This is a genomic window from Proteus sp. TSJ240517 (assembly GCF_047921575.1).
Taxonomy (GTDB): domain Bacteria; phylum Pseudomonadota; class Gammaproteobacteria; order Enterobacterales; family Enterobacteriaceae; genus Proteus.
The window spans coordinates 676071-691672 of sequence record NZ_JBLRMH010000001.1; the positions used below are offsets into that span (position 1 = coordinate 676071).

At 37.1% G+C, this 15602-nt stretch carries 14 protein-coding genes; 6 read left to right on the top strand and 8 right to left on the bottom strand.

Going from position 1 to position 15602, the window contains the following annotated elements:
• Window positions 1-488: 488 nt before the first annotated feature.
• From ACNARN_RS03235 to dapA, 3 genes are all read right to left on the bottom strand, one after another.
• Window positions 489-1079, bottom strand: coding sequence for a phosphatase PAP2 family protein (locus tag ACNARN_RS03235; RefSeq protein WP_023581905.1), 591 nt, complete (start codon window positions 1077-1079; stop codon window positions 489-491).
• 248 nt (window positions 1080-1327) lie between these two features.
• Window positions 1328-2374 carry an outer membrane protein assembly factor BamC gene (gene bamC / locus ACNARN_RS03240; protein WP_416304146.1) on the bottom strand — a complete coding sequence of 349 codons (1047 nt, stop codon included), beginning with the start codon at window positions 2372-2374 and terminating at the stop codon, window positions 1328-1330.
• A gap of 16 nt (window positions 2375-2390) precedes the next feature.
• Window positions 2391-3290, bottom strand: a complete 900-nt coding sequence (gene dapA, locus ACNARN_RS03245; RefSeq protein WP_198619854.1) for a 4-hydroxy-tetrahydrodipicolinate synthase — start codon at window positions 3288-3290, stop codon at window positions 2391-2393.
• Between the two features lie 215 nt (window positions 3291-3505).
• Here dapA and ACNARN_RS03250 point away from each other — a divergent pair, with 215 nt between their 5' ends.
• Together ACNARN_RS03250 and bcp are read left to right on the top strand one after the other, a co-directional pair.
• Complete coding sequence (locus ACNARN_RS03250; protein WP_088495300.1) at window positions 3506-4063, top strand: glycine cleavage system transcriptional repressor; 558 nt, start codon at window positions 3506-3508, stop codon at window positions 4061-4063.
• Between the two features lie 18 nt (window positions 4064-4081).
• Complete coding sequence (bcp, locus tag ACNARN_RS03255; protein ID WP_151435413.1) at window positions 4082-4552, top strand: thioredoxin-dependent thiol peroxidase; 471 nt, start codon at window positions 4082-4084, stop codon at window positions 4550-4552.
• Window positions 4553-4637: 85 nt separating this feature from the next.
• Here bcp and ACNARN_RS03260 read toward each other — a convergent pair whose 3' ends face one another.
• Window positions 4638-5714 (bottom strand): AI-2E family transporter, encoded by a 1077-nt coding sequence (locus ACNARN_RS03260; RefSeq protein WP_109373655.1) that lies wholly within the window; start codon window positions 5712-5714, stop codon window positions 4638-4640.
• A 154-nt stretch (window positions 5715-5868) separates the two neighbouring features.
• Here ACNARN_RS03260 and ACNARN_RS03265 point away from each other — a divergent pair, with 154 nt between their 5' ends.
• The 3 genes from ACNARN_RS03265 (at window position 5869) to ACNARN_RS03275 (ending at window position 9652) form a co-directional block, all read left to right on the top strand.
• Window positions 5869-7341: a M48 family metalloprotease gene (locus tag ACNARN_RS03265; RefSeq protein ID WP_198619853.1), complete on the top strand. Its 1473-nt coding sequence runs from the start codon at window positions 5869-5871 to the stop codon at window positions 7339-7341.
• Window positions 7342-7350: 9 nt separating this feature from the next.
• Window positions 7351-7707, top strand: a complete 357-nt coding sequence (gene arsC / locus ACNARN_RS03270; RefSeq protein WP_109373657.1) for an arsenate reductase (glutaredoxin) — start codon at window positions 7351-7353, stop codon at window positions 7705-7707.
• A 694-nt stretch (window positions 7708-8401) separates the two neighbouring features.
• Window positions 8402-9652, top strand: a complete 1251-nt coding sequence (locus ACNARN_RS03275) for an MFS transporter (RefSeq protein WP_109373658.1) — start codon at window positions 8402-8404, stop codon at window positions 9650-9652.
• Between the two features lie 218 nt (window positions 9653-9870).
• Here the strand turns inward: ACNARN_RS03275 and hda are convergent, their stop codons facing one another.
• The 4 genes from hda to upp all read right to left on the bottom strand — a co-directional run bounded on the left by hda (window position 9871) and on the right by upp (window position 14330).
• On the bottom strand, window positions 9871-10578 hold the full coding sequence (gene hda, locus ACNARN_RS03280; RefSeq protein ID WP_006533048.1) for a DnaA inactivator Hda: 708 nt from the start codon (window positions 10576-10578) through the stop codon (window positions 9871-9873).
• Window positions 10579-10801: 223 nt separating this feature from the next.
• Complete coding sequence (locus tag ACNARN_RS03285; RefSeq protein ID WP_088495294.1) at window positions 10802-12007, bottom strand: mechanosensitive ion channel family protein; 1206 nt, start codon at window positions 12005-12007, stop codon at window positions 10802-10804.
• A 285-nt stretch (window positions 12008-12292) separates the two neighbouring features.
• Window positions 12293-13594 carry a uracil permease gene (gene uraA, locus ACNARN_RS03290; RefSeq protein ID WP_109373660.1) on the bottom strand — a complete coding sequence of 434 codons (1302 nt, stop codon included), beginning with the start codon at window positions 13592-13594 and terminating at the stop codon, window positions 12293-12295.
• Window positions 13595-13703: 109 nt separating this feature from the next.
• Window positions 13704-14330 (bottom strand): uracil phosphoribosyltransferase, encoded by a 627-nt coding sequence (upp, locus tag ACNARN_RS03295; RefSeq protein ID WP_023581896.1) that lies wholly within the window; start codon window positions 14328-14330, stop codon window positions 13704-13706.
• A gap of 231 nt (window positions 14331-14561) precedes the next feature.
• Between upp and purM the strand changes: the two genes are divergently transcribed.
• On the top strand, window positions 14562-15602 hold the full coding sequence (gene purM, locus ACNARN_RS03300) for a phosphoribosylformylglycinamidine cyclo-ligase (RefSeq protein WP_349443324.1): 1041 nt from the start codon (window positions 14562-14564) through the stop codon (window positions 15600-15602).

The following is a 15602-nucleotide window of genomic DNA, read 5'->3' on the forward strand; positions in this document are numbered from 1 at the left end:
AATTTGCTTCCCATACTCTACTCTAGATTAGATAAAAAAGCTTTTAAAACGTGAGTACTATCACTAAAAAATCTCAGCGACAACGCATTGCTCACAACGTTTTTTTGTTGAAAACCACACCATAATTAGAAATCATATTTCAATTAATTCTATTGAATAACTGCGCTAATAACTAAAGTTATCATAATCAATATAAAGAGTGGTTTAGTAAAATTAGGATATATAAAATATAAAAAGTCAGAATAAGAATAATTATAGATTATATCACCTTATTATTTCTATTTTCAGATGATATTCTTAATAGACCTTAGATGTGTTTCAGATTACATCTATTTTGAGTAATCAATAATAAAAAAACCAGATTAATTTCTTTTTATTGAAAATTAATCTGGTTATCAATATTAGCATTAACAAGTTTTAATGATTTATCTCTTATCTATTTTTATATTAAAAAAATTCATGTTATCTCGTAATAACATAATGCTTAATTAAATAATAAAACAGTAGATCTCATAAGCAAACCAACCTAATAAAGCGCCGGCAGGTAAATCAATTAAGTAATGTTGTTTTGTAAACATGCAAGATAATGCAATAAATAATGGGAATAAGAAAACCCATGGTCCTAAAGTTGCATAAGCAAGACACGCTGTGAGTGTTGCAACAGAAACGTGCATACTTGGGAAGCAGTTTGAGGAATCATCAAAATACTGAACAAACTTAAGAAATTTCTCTGACGCTGTTTTTCCTGGGTTTAAGGTACGCCAATGTGCTGGGGTTGCAACAGGGAACACAACAAAGAAAAACATTTGCATAACTAACAAAACAATATAACTAAAAACAATCATAATAAATTGTCTTGAGTCTTGAATGATCCAATTAAGATATAAAATTGCAGGATAATATAAAAAGCTATAGATCCATGACCACCATGGCCAGAAAGGGATCTTTTCATCAATCGGTGAATTAATAATTTTCACTTCTCTCAATGTATATCGTTGAGTAAAAAAATAAAATTGATAAACACCTACAATAAGTATCCCACTTAATATCAAGTGAATAATCATATCACCTGCACTCATAAATACTCCTTCATATAGTCAGAGAATGCTTTGTTATTTTTATTTAAGAATAAGAATTGACGCAATATTGCATAAAATTAAGCGTATTGCATTAAGATTAATATTATTAATAAATTTAAATTAAACCCTATCATTAAAAGAGCATTCAATTAATGATGTTTAATTTAAATTAATACAATTAAGTTAAGATCATAAAAAAGCCGCACAACATATATTGTGCGGCTTCTCATATTTTTAAAGAAGAATACTTATTTTACAGGCTTACTGAAAGCAGCTTTCAGTGCAGCAACCATTTGATCATTTTGTGATTGTGTTAATGGTTTACCTTTATCACTGATAAATTGTAAACTACTGCGGTTATTTAAATCGCCGACTTGTAATTTATAATCCGCTTCTTCAACAGTTGGTCTATCAACACCTAACGCACTCCAGTTTGCACTGCTCATTCCTTTATAGGTTACTTCAATTGAACCTTTAGAACGTGTGCGATCGCCCATCTTCATACCAACACTTTCTAATGCAATAGGTAATCTATCCCAAACCACATCAAATGGTGCACGAACGATGATCACTGGAAGGCCAGCATTATCACTGCCGCTTTGGACATCGATAATACCTTGTATGTTGCTGCTTGCCGTATTTTCGCTTAAATTACGCATACGGTTTAAGCCATCAACCAATTCGTTAAGCATTAAAATATTATAACGCTTCACTTCAGCCGGATCAGTCATTTCAGTTTCGCCTTGGCGTAAACCTTCATTAGTCACTGTTAACGAAATAACATTACCTGCCTGAGCAATTACTAAACGCTGGCGTGTTTGGAAAGGTACGTTTTCATCAGCACGTAACCATGTGATCCAATCAGTATGGAGCTCTTTTTGTCCAGCATCACTTTTAACAATCGCAATACCTTTCTCTTTTAAGATAGAGCTAACTTGTTCATATAGTGTTGTGTTTTCAGGTGAGTTTGGTAATAGCAAACGGCTGTTATCTGCATTATTTTCACTACGAGAACCACTTAATAGATTCAATGCTTGAGTTGGTGGACGAATATCAAGCGCTAAACCAACAGGTTCAGTTCTTTTAGGGGTTGGAATGTCATATTCCCCATTTTGCAAAGGCAACACCATACCCGCCGGAATCGCTAAATTCTTTAGCCCTGCTGTCTCTAAATAAGACTCATCACCACTGACCTGACGTTTATAGCGCTGATCACTTGAACAGGCTGCCAGTAAGACCACCAGCGACAGACCCGCGACTTTCATAATCTTTGATTTATGCAATAGTGTTGCCATTAAAATTCCCTAAGTTTTACAGTATTCCCGCTGTTAACAGCGCTTTCTCAACAATTTGCTGACCTGATGATGTCAACGGAGTCATAGGTAAGCGCAATGTGGCGTCTTCAATCAATCCAATACGTTGACACGCCCATTTAGCTGGGATTGGATTAGGTTCAACAAATAACTGATGATGTAAGTCCATCAGACGTCGGTTAAGTTCACGTGCTTTCGCAAACTCACCCGCATTTGCTAATCGACATAATTCTACCATCTCTGACGCAGCAACGTTAGCAGTAACCGAAATAACACCCTGACCGCCAAGTTGCATAAAGTCTAATGATGATGCGTCATCACCACTTAATAAGATAAAACTATCATCATTAACCAACTCTTGGATTTGACTAACACGACTTAAGTTCCCTGTCGCCTCTTTAATTGCCACAATATTATCCAACTTGGCTAAACGTGCAACAGTTACAGGCAATAAATCGCATCCAGTACGACCCGGTACATTATACAGGATTTGTGGTAACTCGGTGCTTTCAGAAATCGCTTTAAAGTGCTGATATAACCCTTCTTGTGAAGGTTTATTATAATATGGCGTTACACTTAAACAACCTGCAATACCTTTATTTTCAAACTGTTGTGTAAACCAGACTGCTTCAGATGTTGCATTAGCGCCCGTACCGGCAATGACAGGAATACGCCCATCAGCCATATCTAATGTCATTAAAACGACATCAACATGCTCGTCATGACCTAATGTTGCAGATTCTCCAGTTGTACCGACAGAAACAATTGCAGCACTGCCTGCCTTAACATGATAATCAACTAATTTACGTAAACTAACCCGGTCAACGTTGCCTTTTGCGTCCATTGGTGTCACCAATGCCACCATACTGCCTGTAAAATTAAATTCGTTATTCACCATAATCATTGCTCCGAGATAGACGTATACTCAATGGTACTCATTCATTGCTCTATTGAAAACTACTTAACTCTAGGTTTCTAATGAAATTTGCTAATATTCTTTGATATGAATTAAAGAGATATAATAATTGAAGATAGTGAGCAAGGGATCTTGGCAGAAATCGAAATTTGTGTTTACCTGTTAAGAATAAACTGAAAGTCAAAAGGAACCTTATTTTGCCCATACCTGATAAACATTTTCTCGTCATTACTGCATTAGGTGCTGACCGTCCTGGTATTGTTGATACCATTACACAATTAGTCAGCCAATGCGGATGTAATATCGAGGACAGCCGACTTGCGATGTTTGGTCAAGAGTTTACGTTTATCATGCTACTTTCAGGTGGCTGGAACGCTATTGCACAGTTAGAAGCGTTGTTGCCCATTAAAAGTGCGGAACTGGATTTATTGACCGTAATGAAAAGAACGACCAATGGTGCACCAATTACCTATCCTTCAACAATTGCAGCGAAAGTTGATATTGAAGATGCGCCCGGTATTGTAGAACGCTTTACTAATCTATTTAGCCAACATAATTTTAATCTTGCTGAATTAATATCTAAAACACATCCATCAGAAGATGGCTCACCTGCCCGTTTAGAAATACAGATTACGGCGCATAATCCATTAGATGATCATGGTATTGTTATTAATGAGAAATTTAATCAATTATGTACAGAGCTGAACGCTCAAGGCACAATAAGTATCGTAAATAGTCTGATGATGAAACAGTAAAAAATGGAGAATGACCTAATGAACCCATTAAAAGCCGGTGAAAAGGCGCCTCAATTCAGTCTGCCCGACCAAGATGGAGAAACGATTAATTTATCTGATTTCGCTGGCCAACGTGTGCTCGTTTATTTTTACCCTAAAGCAATGACACCAGGTTGTACAACCCAAGCTTGTGGCTTACGTGATGAAATGGATGCACTAAAAAAAGCCAAAGTTGAAGTATTAGGTATCAGTACAGATAAATCAGAAAAACTTTCCCGTTTCGCTGAAAAAGAGATGTTAAATTTTACGTTGCTTTCAGATGAAGATCATAAGATCGCAGAAGAGTTTGGTATCTGGGGAGAAAAGCAATTTATGGGAAAAACTTACGATGGTATTCATCGTACAACATTCTTAATTGATAAAAATGGTGTTATCGAACACGTATTTGATAACTTTAAAACCAGTAACCACCATCAAGTCGTTCTCGACTATCTCGCTCAACATCCATAATTAATACTTCGAATTGATAAGATAACAGACAGCTTACACTGTCTGTTTTTTTATCTGTTTTTAATTAATATATTCAATGAGGTACTTAGCTTTTCTTTATATTTTGCTCATTCGCAATTTCATCGGGTAATGCATGCAATACTGCTTTTATCAGCGTTGCTAATGGAATAGCAAAGAAAACGCCCCAAAATCCCCACATTCCACCGAATATAATCACTGATAATATAATGACTAACGGGTGCATATTTACGGCTTCAGAATACAGAATTGGTACTAATAAATTACTATCTAATCCTTGAACAACAAGATAAGCGATAAATAACGCCCAGAAATCAGAGCCTAATCCCCACTGAGATAATGCAATCACAATAACTGGGATCGTTGCTAAAACAGCACCAACGTAAGGAACTAAAACAGAAACACCGACAATAACAGCAAGTAATACAGAGTAGCGTAAGTCAAAGAAAGCAAATACAAAATAAGTGAAAATACCCACAATTATCATTTCAGTGACTTTACCGCGAATATAATTGGTAATTTGCTGATTAACTTCAATCCAAACTTGTGCTGCCAATATTCTGTTTTTCGGCAAAACACGACGAACCGCATTAAGCATCTGTTGCTTATCTTTAAGTAAGAAGAAAGTCATTAAAGGAACAAGAATAAGATAAATCGACAGTGTAATAATTCCGATTAACGAAGCTAAAGATACTTTTAATACAGATTCAGCCACCGTTGAGAACTTGCTGCGTAAATTTTCTGCCATCATATCAACGATGCCGGCATCCATTAATGCAGGGAAGCGATCGGGTAATTCATGTGCAAATGCATTGAACTTATTGATCATATTTGGGATATCTGAAATCAGTGTCATCCCTTGTTGCCACACCGTTGGCGCTAAAATCAAAATAACAATGGCACTAATACCGATAAAGAGTGTCAGAATTATCGATACTGCCCATATACGGGCACATCCTAATTTTTCAAGTAAATGAGTTGGCCACTCTAAAAGATAAGCAAGCACAATTGCCACCAATAAAGGAGCAAGTATGCCACTGAAAAAATACAGAATTGAAAAGCCGGCAATCAAAATGACCACAAGGGCGATAACTTGTGGATCAGCAAATCGGCGTTTGTACCATTGAACAAGCAAGTCCAGCATGAAAATAAAGATCCTTTATAATAATCAGAACAATAGAGCTATATGTATTCATTTACATAAGCAATAATCTTTTGACAGATTTTACGTTAGGTTTTGCTATCATACATCATTAATTATTAATTATTCGTTAAGATAGCCATCAGGATACAGTTGTATGAAACTCAGACTTAAAAAACCCTTAGTCGCGCTTCTTGTTTCTGCGTTGCTATCAACATCAGTAGTGCCAGCGAATGCTGCGATTGATATTGAAGACTCTTTACCTGATATGGGAACGACCGCAGGTTCAACATTAAGCATCAATCAAGAAATTGCTATGGGTGATTACTATACTCGCCAACTGCGAAATAGTGCACCATTAGTTTTTGACCCATTACTCTCTAACTATATTAATAATTTGGGACAAAAACTGGTTTCTAACGCCAGCTCAGTCAAAACCCCTTTTCACTTCTACTTAGTTAACAACCCCAATATTAACGCCTTTGCTTATTTTGGGGGAAACATTGTTTTGCATTCTGCCCTCTTTCGATATAGCCAAACAGAAAGTGAATTAGCTTCTGTTATGGCTCACGAAATCACACACGTTACTCAACGACATCTAGCGAGAATGCTTGAAGATCAGGCTAAAACAACACCTCTTGCTCTTGCAGGTGTATTAGGTTCTATTTTGATATTTATGGCAAACCCGAATGCAGGTCTTGCAACCTTTACGGGAAGTATGGCGGGTATGCAGCAAAATATGATCACATTTACACAAATGAACGAGCAAGAAGCAGACCGTATCGGAATACAGACACTCTATCGAGCAGGATTTGATCCCAAAGGGATGCCTGACTTTATGCAAATTCTTGCTGACCAAGTACGATATAGCTCTAAACCGCCTGAAATGTTATTAACGCACCCCTTACCTGATAGCCGTTTATCCGATGCAAGAAGCCGAGCCAGTCAATTTCCTGCTCGGCAGGTTCCACAGTCAGCTGACTTTCTGTTTGCTAAAATGCGTGTATTAACCATGCTGACGAAAAACCCAACATCAGAGAATGCATTACAAACGATACTTGATCAGTTTAAGCAAGGTACTGCTCTTGAAAAGTCAGCCGCAAATTATGCGCTAATACTGCTCTATTCTCGTGATCGCAAATTTGATGACGCAAGAAAATTGCTCACTCCGATGTTAGAAAAAGAACCTAACAATATTTGGCTTATTGATGCCATGACAGATATCGATTTAGAACAAAACCGTGCAGGTGATGCGGTCGCAAGATTACAACTCGCATTAAAGCAAAGGCCCAATAACAATGTCCTTATTGCCAACTTAGCGAACTCATATATGCATAATAAGCAATATAACGAAGCTAATCGCCTACTTTATCGTTATACCTTTGATAACCCAAACGATCCTATCGGCTGGCAATTAATGGCAGAAAATTCAGCCAAACAAGGTGATAGAGCTCATGAATTAGCTGCTTATGCGGAAGATTTAGCACTCAGAGGTGACTTTGAAACAGCGATCCGTTACTTAGGTGATGCAAGCAGACAAGTTAAGCTGGGTAGCAATGATCAAGCTCGCTTTGATGCTCGCATAGACCAATTAAGAAAAATTCAGCAAAGAGACAGCCAATTTAAATAAGGGACAATCATGACCAAAAAAGTGACGATTTATCATAATCCACGCTGTTCAAAAAGCCGTGAAACCTTACATTTACTCGAAGAAATGCAAATAACGCCTAATGTTATTCACTATCTAGATACAGCACCTTCAGTAACGGAGCTTAAAACACTGCTCAAAGCATTAGGTTTTAATGATGCAAGAGAGTTAATGCGCACAAAAGAAGAAATTTATAAAACGCTAAAACTGGCTGATGAAACATCACAAGATGCATTAATTCAAGCAATGCATGAAAACCCTAAACTTATTGAACGCCCTATTGTGGTTGTCGGTAATAAAGCCCGTTTAGGCCGTCCACCAGAGCAAGTAAAAGAACTGTTTATTTAATTTTCAAAATTTAAAGCCCATATTTATGTTCTTACATATATGGGCTTCTCTCTATTTACTTCACTATTAATCCCGCAACCGTTTACTCTCTTTTCTCAATTAATAAATAAATTATTAAATGTTGTTAAATTGTAAACATTACAATTAGCAAAGTGTTTCTTATTTCCACAATAGAAAAAAACCAATCGTTTTATGCTTTCAAAATTTTTCATCTCAACCTCATATTTTTTATGAGTAAGAAATCGCCATTTTTGAAAACTTCTATCGAGATCACACGACATCGTATAAACTCACAATTATAAGAAAAAAATAATCATGTATTTCATTTATATTGTGACTCAAGTCTCTTTACACAAATGCATTCCTACATATCATGGATATCAGAAAATATGATAGCAGAATTGATAAACAATAAATTCTCGCCAAAATATTTTTTCATTATCATCCAAGAAAGAAATTAACAAAAAACACACATTTAAAACAATACTGCAACACAGCAATAAGCTTTCAATTTGTTATTTACTCTATCTCTTCTTTTATTGTTGTTTTTTTAACTTGATAACAATTAGTCAGTGTGAAACGAAGTTGTAGATGTATATGAAATAAACAACGTTATAGCCAACATTATGGGCAATTAAAACTAACCAATCGCCATTATTGGTGTCGGGTGATTGCTAGGCTAATAGGAAAACAGATGAATATCGTACTTAGATTAAAACTTGTCTCATTCCTCCAGTTCTTTATATGGGGATCTTGGCTTGTAACATTTGCCTCGTATCTCTTTGGAGAGCTGCATTTTAAAGGTAGTGATGTTGGGCTTATTTTCAGTGCTCTTGGACTTGCCTCACTTATCGCACCCGTCATCATGGGATTTATTGCAGATAAAATAAACAACCGCAAATTAGTGTTTATTACCCTGCATATTTTTTCTGCATTAGCATTAGTGTTAATGTCGCAAATGACGACAGTAACCACACTATTTTTTGCAACTTTATTACATTTATTGTTCTTTATGCCAAGTATCTCAATGGCAAACAGCATCATTTTCGAACTGTTAGAACAAAAACATTTAGAGCCTAATAACTATTTCCCTAAAATTCGTGTTTACGGCACTGTTGGTTTTATTGCAGCCATGTGGGTTATTAGCTTCTTAGGTTTAGGTAATAGTTACCACCAGCTCTTCGTTGCAGCGATCGCTTCTATTGTTTTAGCTGTATTTGCAATGTTCTTACCTGCAACTAAAGCAGCTGACAAAAATGAAACTAAAGCCGAAGAAGTGGCATTTAGTATCACTAATATCTTGCAAGTATTTAAAAAGAAAAATGTCGTTGTTTTCTTATTCTTCGCAACACTGTTAGGATCTGTACTGCAAATTACCAATACCTTTGGTGTGCCATTCCTACAAGATATCGCACAATCTCCAAATGCAGATGATTCATTCTTTGCACGTTATCCTTCTGTGTTCTTATCTATTTCACAGATTTCAGAAGTCGTATTTATTCTATTTCTGCCACTGTTATTAAAACGTGTAAGAATCGAAACGATCGTTTTATTCAGTATGGTTGCTTGGATCTTACGTTTCGGCTTCTTTGCCTACGGTGACTACACATCACTAGGTCAAATCGTCTTATTGTTATCAATGATTGTGTATGGTTGTGCATTCGACTTCTTTAATATCTCTGGTTCACTGTTCTTAGAAAAAGAGATCCCTTTACAATATCGTTCAACAGCACAAGGTATGTTTATGACCTTAGTGAACGGTTTTGGTACTTATTTAGGTGCAATGTTAAGTGGCTGGGTCATTGATTTATATACCACCAATGGTGCGGTTGATTGGAAATCATTCTGGTTAATCTTCACTGGCTACACGGTTGCAATCACTGCACTTTATCTGATTTTCTTACTGGTTCCTCAGAAGAAAGCCAAAGTAGTAGAAGCAAACTAATTATTTAACCCTCCTCCTTTATTGTTTGTGTCTCTCGCCGCTTGCCTTGTATAAAGACAAGCGGTTTTTTTATCTTGTGTTTTTATTAGAAAAGACAAAAATAGAAAATTCACCCTTAATAAATAACAAAAATTTGTTACCTTCAATGGGTGTTGAATTTGAAAAAGAGAGGTAGGATTGGGATTATTCGCCTCACCTAACGAAATGAGTGAGGCTATTTAAAGTTTGAGTATATCTTTCACAAATGGGATGGTCAGTTTACGTTGAGCAACAATAGAAGCGTGATCAAGTTCATCAAGCATTTCAAATAAGGTGCGCATTTTTCTATCTAAACGTTTTAATACAAAACGACCCACATCTTCAGGTAATTCAAACCCACGAAGTTTTGCTCTTAATTGCAGCGCCTGAATTTTTTCTTCGTCACTTAAAGGTTGCAAACGGTAGATTTGCCCCCAATCAAGGCGAGATGCTAAATCAGGAAGTTGTAACTCTATTTGGCGAGGCGGTCTATCCCCTGTAATTAATAAACAGGTTCGTCCATGCTCTAAAACACGGTTATAAAGGTTAAATAAGGCGAGTTCCCACTCTTCATCACCAGCAATACACTGAACATTATCAATACAAACTAAGGATAAATGTTCCATGCCTTCAAGAACATCGGGAACAAAATAGGCACGTTTATCAAGGGGAACATACCCAACAGCATCACCTTTTAATGAAAGCTCAGCACAAGCGGCATGTAATAGATGGCTCTTTCCACCTCCGTCACGGGACCAGAAATAGATATAACTGCCATGAGATTGATGAATGGCGGTTCGAATTGCCGCGACTAACGACGCGTTTTCCCCTGCATAAAAGCTATCGAATGTCTCATCATCGGGCAGAGATAGTGGTAATGATAGCTGTGACGGCGTATTCAGAAGCACCTCACCTGAATAGTTTAATAAACGTGGTGATTCTAACACAAATTCTCACAAGGTCAGAACCAATATTAAAAAAGCACATTGCACTGATTAAGATAACAGCAAGATCACCGAGATAAGCCTATTTTATATACTCCTATCACCTCATTGAAGGGTTTCCTAACTGTACCTCGAGTTATTTAGAGCCAAATCAGAAAGCATTCCGTGTTTAATTAGTTTTAATTTATTATCTGAATTTTAATTTCGCAACATCATTACCAGAAGGTTGCTGATAAATGTCGAGCTTAAAATATTTGGCTGATGCATTTATATACTCAAAAATTTCAGATTGAGTTTCTTCATATTCAACCCAAGTGGTTGCACGAGTAAAACAATATAACTCTACAGGTAGTCCCATTGGTGTAGGTGGCATTGTTCTGATCACTAAATACATATCAGGTCGAACATCACCACGCATTTTTATCCAATTTAGCATGTACTTACGAAATAACTGTAAGTTAGTCACGCCTTTTGTTTCTAACCACTCATTAATATCGCCAATTTCTTCTTCTTTTCCTTCAAGCATCGTTTCTATGCTTTTACGAAGCGGCGCTGTATTTTTTAATTCTAATACTAACTCTTGCGTTGCAAATGAAATCGAAGATTGGTCAATATAAAAACTACGTTTAATCCGACGCCCTCCCGATGAAAACATCGGTTGCCAGTTAGTATATTTTTCGGTCAAAAAGTCTTTGGTTGGAATACGGGAAATTGTATTATCCCAATTACGTACAGTGATCGTATGTAATGCGATATCAATAACCTCACCGCTGATATTACTACTGGGTAATTCAATCCAATCATAAAGCTTTAATACTTTTCCGTTAGAGATAAGAATATTGGCAACAAAAGAGATAAGTGTATGCTGAAAAACAAACATTAACACCGCAGCAATGGCACCAAAGCTTGAGATAATAATAAGTGGTGATTGCTCAGTAAATAACGCAATAATCAGGATAAAAGAGATAATCCAGACCACAATTTTGGCAATTTCAATATAGCCTTTGATGGAATTATTTCGATGCCACGCTTTTTTAGCGTGCCTAATATTGAAGATATCAAGAGCGTTATTAAGCAATGAAGCGATATTGATGATAATAAAGGCGCGAGCAACCGTTTCAAAGATAATATTCATTTCAGCTGAAAAAGACGGTAGTAGCTGATTAATATAGAGAACAAGTGTAACTGCAACAATAGATGCGCTCTTTTTAGCAATATCTTCTATGGTTTCTTCATCTGAAAGCTCAGTAAATAAAAAAAGTAAACGCTTTGCTATTCGGCGGAAAATCATTTTGGCGAGAAACCACACCACCAGCAACACAATAACTAAAAATATTGTGGTAAAAATCTGCTTTGATGTAATGAAATCATAAATTTCAATCAGCTTTTCCATAAATTACGTTATACCTTTTTTGAAACACCCCAACCTTAAAACGAATATCACTTAAATAGCAGATAAAATGCCTATTTCGCATAAGAACAGACCCCCATTGTCTCATTTATTTTATTTAAATAAACATCATGATTGAATTAATCATGCTTTTCTAAGTTTTTAATACTTAAAATATCAAAAATCTTAGTTTTTAATATGACATAAAAATAAAACACAATAAAAAAGGTGGAGATCATCCACCTTTTTTATTAATTTCAGCATATTGCTTTAGATTTACTTAATCGATTACTTTTTGTTTGCTGTACCACTAACCGATTCAATGGTGTTATCCACTAATTCTGTTTCAGGGCGAACAACACTCACTAATTTAAAGATCAAGCTTAAAACAATACCCACGATGGTTGCTAATGCCATACCTTTTAATTCAGCAGCACCAATTTGAATGGAAGCACCACTCACACCGACAATCAGAATAATGGCAGTTAATATCAAGTTTTGCGGTTTATTATAATCCACTTTTGAATCTAACAAGACACGAATACCTGATGCACCAATAACACCGTAAAGCAGTAATGAAACCCCACCCATAACAGGAACAGGTACAGCAGCGATAGCCGCAGCCAGTTTACCGACACAAGATAATAAGATAGCGAGAATTGCCGCACCACCAATAACCCATGAGCTATAAACCTTAGTGATAGCCATAACACCAATGTTTTCACCATAAGTGGTATTAGGTGTTGAACCAAAGAAACCCGAAATAATGGTAGAGAAACCGTTTGCGAACATAGAACGATGTAAACCTGGGTTTTTCATTAAATCGCGTTGTACAATATTTGCTGTAACAACAAGGTGTCCAACGTGCTCAGCAATAACAACTAATGCGGCAGGTAGAATAATAAAAATAGCACTCCATTCAAAACGCGGTGAATAGAATGTCGGTAGTGCAAACCAGTTAGCTTCTTTAATTGGTGTAATATCAACAACGCCCAAGAAGAAAGAGAGTGCATAACCTGCTAATACCCCAATAAGAATAGGAATAATAGCAAGGAATCCTCTAAACATCACAGAGCCTAAGATAGTCACACCTAAAGTCACCATAGAAATAAGCAGTGTCTGACTATCAACTGGTGCATCTGCACTTGGTAATAATCCTGCCATTCCCGCTGCGGTTCCTGCTAATTCAAGCCCGATGACGGCAACGATTGCGCCCATTGCCGCAGGCGGGAACATCACATTAATCCAGCCTCGCCCTGCTATTTTGACAATACCAGCAACGATACAAAATAACACACCACAGACGATGAATCCCCCAAGTGCTAATTCATACCCTAAAGGTAACAACAAAAGCACAGGTGAGATAAACGCAAAACTTGAACCTAAATAAGCAGGAATGCGTCCTTTACAAATAAAGAGATAAAGCAGGGTTCCGATCCCGTTAAATAATAATATTGTTGCCGGATTAACTTTAAATAAAATTGGCACAAGTACGGTGGCGCCAAACATTGCAAACAGATGCTGAAGACTCAACGGGATTGTTTGTAATAATGGTGGGCGCTCTTCTACCCCGATTGCACGACGAGTCATGCTTACGACCTCTCTTTAATATGAATGTGAAATTGGTTTGTATATTTCTAACTATAGAACAAGATAATTAGGTTCAAAAAAAAGCCGACTATCAAAGTCGGCTTAATTATTATTTTGTACCAAATATCTTATCACCAGCATCGCCAAGACCTGGAACGATGTACCCGTGCTCATTAAGATGGCTATCAATAGATGCAGTATATAATTCCACATCTGGATGAGCTTCTTCTAATGCCTTAATACCTTCTGGAGCAGCAACCAGTACTAATACTTTAATTGAAGTACAACCCGCATTTTTTAATAAATCAATTGTGGCAATCATAGAGCCGCCTGTTGCTAACATAGGGTCAACAACAAGAGCCATACGCTCTTCAATATTGGATGCTAATTTCTGGAAGTAAGGGACAGGTTTTAATGTTTCTTCATCGCGGTAAACGCCAACTACACTGATTCGGGCACTAGGAATATTTTCTAATACTCCGTCCATCATCCCGATACCTGCACGGAGGATAGGAACTACTGTGATTTTTTTTCCTTTAATCTGTTCTATCTCTACCGAACCACACCAACCTTCTATTGTTACCGTCTCTGTTTCTAAATCGGCGGTAGCTTCATACGTCAGTAGACTGGAAACTTCTGAAGCCAGTTCACGAAAGCGTTTAGTGCTTATATCATGATCTCGCATCAGCCCCAATTTATGTTGAATGAGTGGGTGTTTTACCTCAACGATCTTCATAATTTCTCCTAATGTACGACGCAGCCTGACAAAAAAATCGCGAGATTATACCGCTTTTTTGCCAACATTCCATCGTTTTTCTATTGATATTGATCAAGCGCACAGCTTTTAACTACACCAACATGAATAATTGTGACCTATAAAGAAGATCCTCGCAAACGTTTGCTTTGCCTGTTAGAATAGCGCCCGCACACATTTTTTCTTAACAGCAACTTGCCGTGAGGGCTCTACGTGACTAACAAATCCTCTCTCAGCTATAAAGATGCCGGTGTCGATATTGATGCAGGTAATGCTTTAGTCGATCGTATCAAAGGTGTAGTAAAAGAAACCCGCCGTCCTGAAGTTATGGGGGGTTTAGGTGGATTTGGCGCACTTTGTGCAATTCCATCTAAATACCGCGAACCTATTTTAGTTTCAGGCACAGATGGCGTAGGAACTAAACTTCGCCTTGCGATGGATTTAAATCGCCATGATGACATCGGGATTGATTTAGTCGCAATGTGTGTCAACGATTTAATTGTTCAAGGTGCAGAACCCCTTTTCTTCCTTGACTACTATGCCACAGGAAAATTAGATGTCGATACCGCAGCACGCGTAGTAACAGGTATTGCAGAAGGTTGTAAGCAATCTGGTTGTGCATTAGTCGGTGGTGAAACTGCTGAAATGCCAGGAATGTATCACGGTAATGATTATGATATCGCAGGCTTTTGTGTCGGCGTGGTTGAAAAATCAGAAATTATCGATGGCAGCAAAGTTAAAGCTGGCGATGCTCTAATCGCTTTAGCATCAAGTGGTCCTCATTCTAATGGTTATTCATTAGTCAGAAAAATTCTTGAAGTCAGCAATACACAAGCTGAAAACACATCATTAGGCAATAAATCATTAGCTGATCACCTATTAGCCCCTACTCGTATTTATGTAAAGTCACTACTTTCATTAATTGAAAATGTGGATATCCATGCTGTGGCACATATTACAGGTGGCGGATTCTGGGAAAATATTCCTCGTGTATTACCTGAAAATACGCAAGCGCGTATTGATAGTAAAAGCTGGGAATGGCCACTGGTTTTTAAATGGTTACAAGATGCGGGACAAGTCAGCACACATGAAATGTATCGCACCTTTAACTGTGGTGTTGGATTGTTAATTGCCGTTAACCCAAATGACGTTGAAAAAACATTAGCACATCTTGCTGAGTGTGGTGAAAACGCATGGTTAATTGGTGAAATTGCGCCACAAGCTGCGGGTGAAGCACAAGTTATTATTAACTAA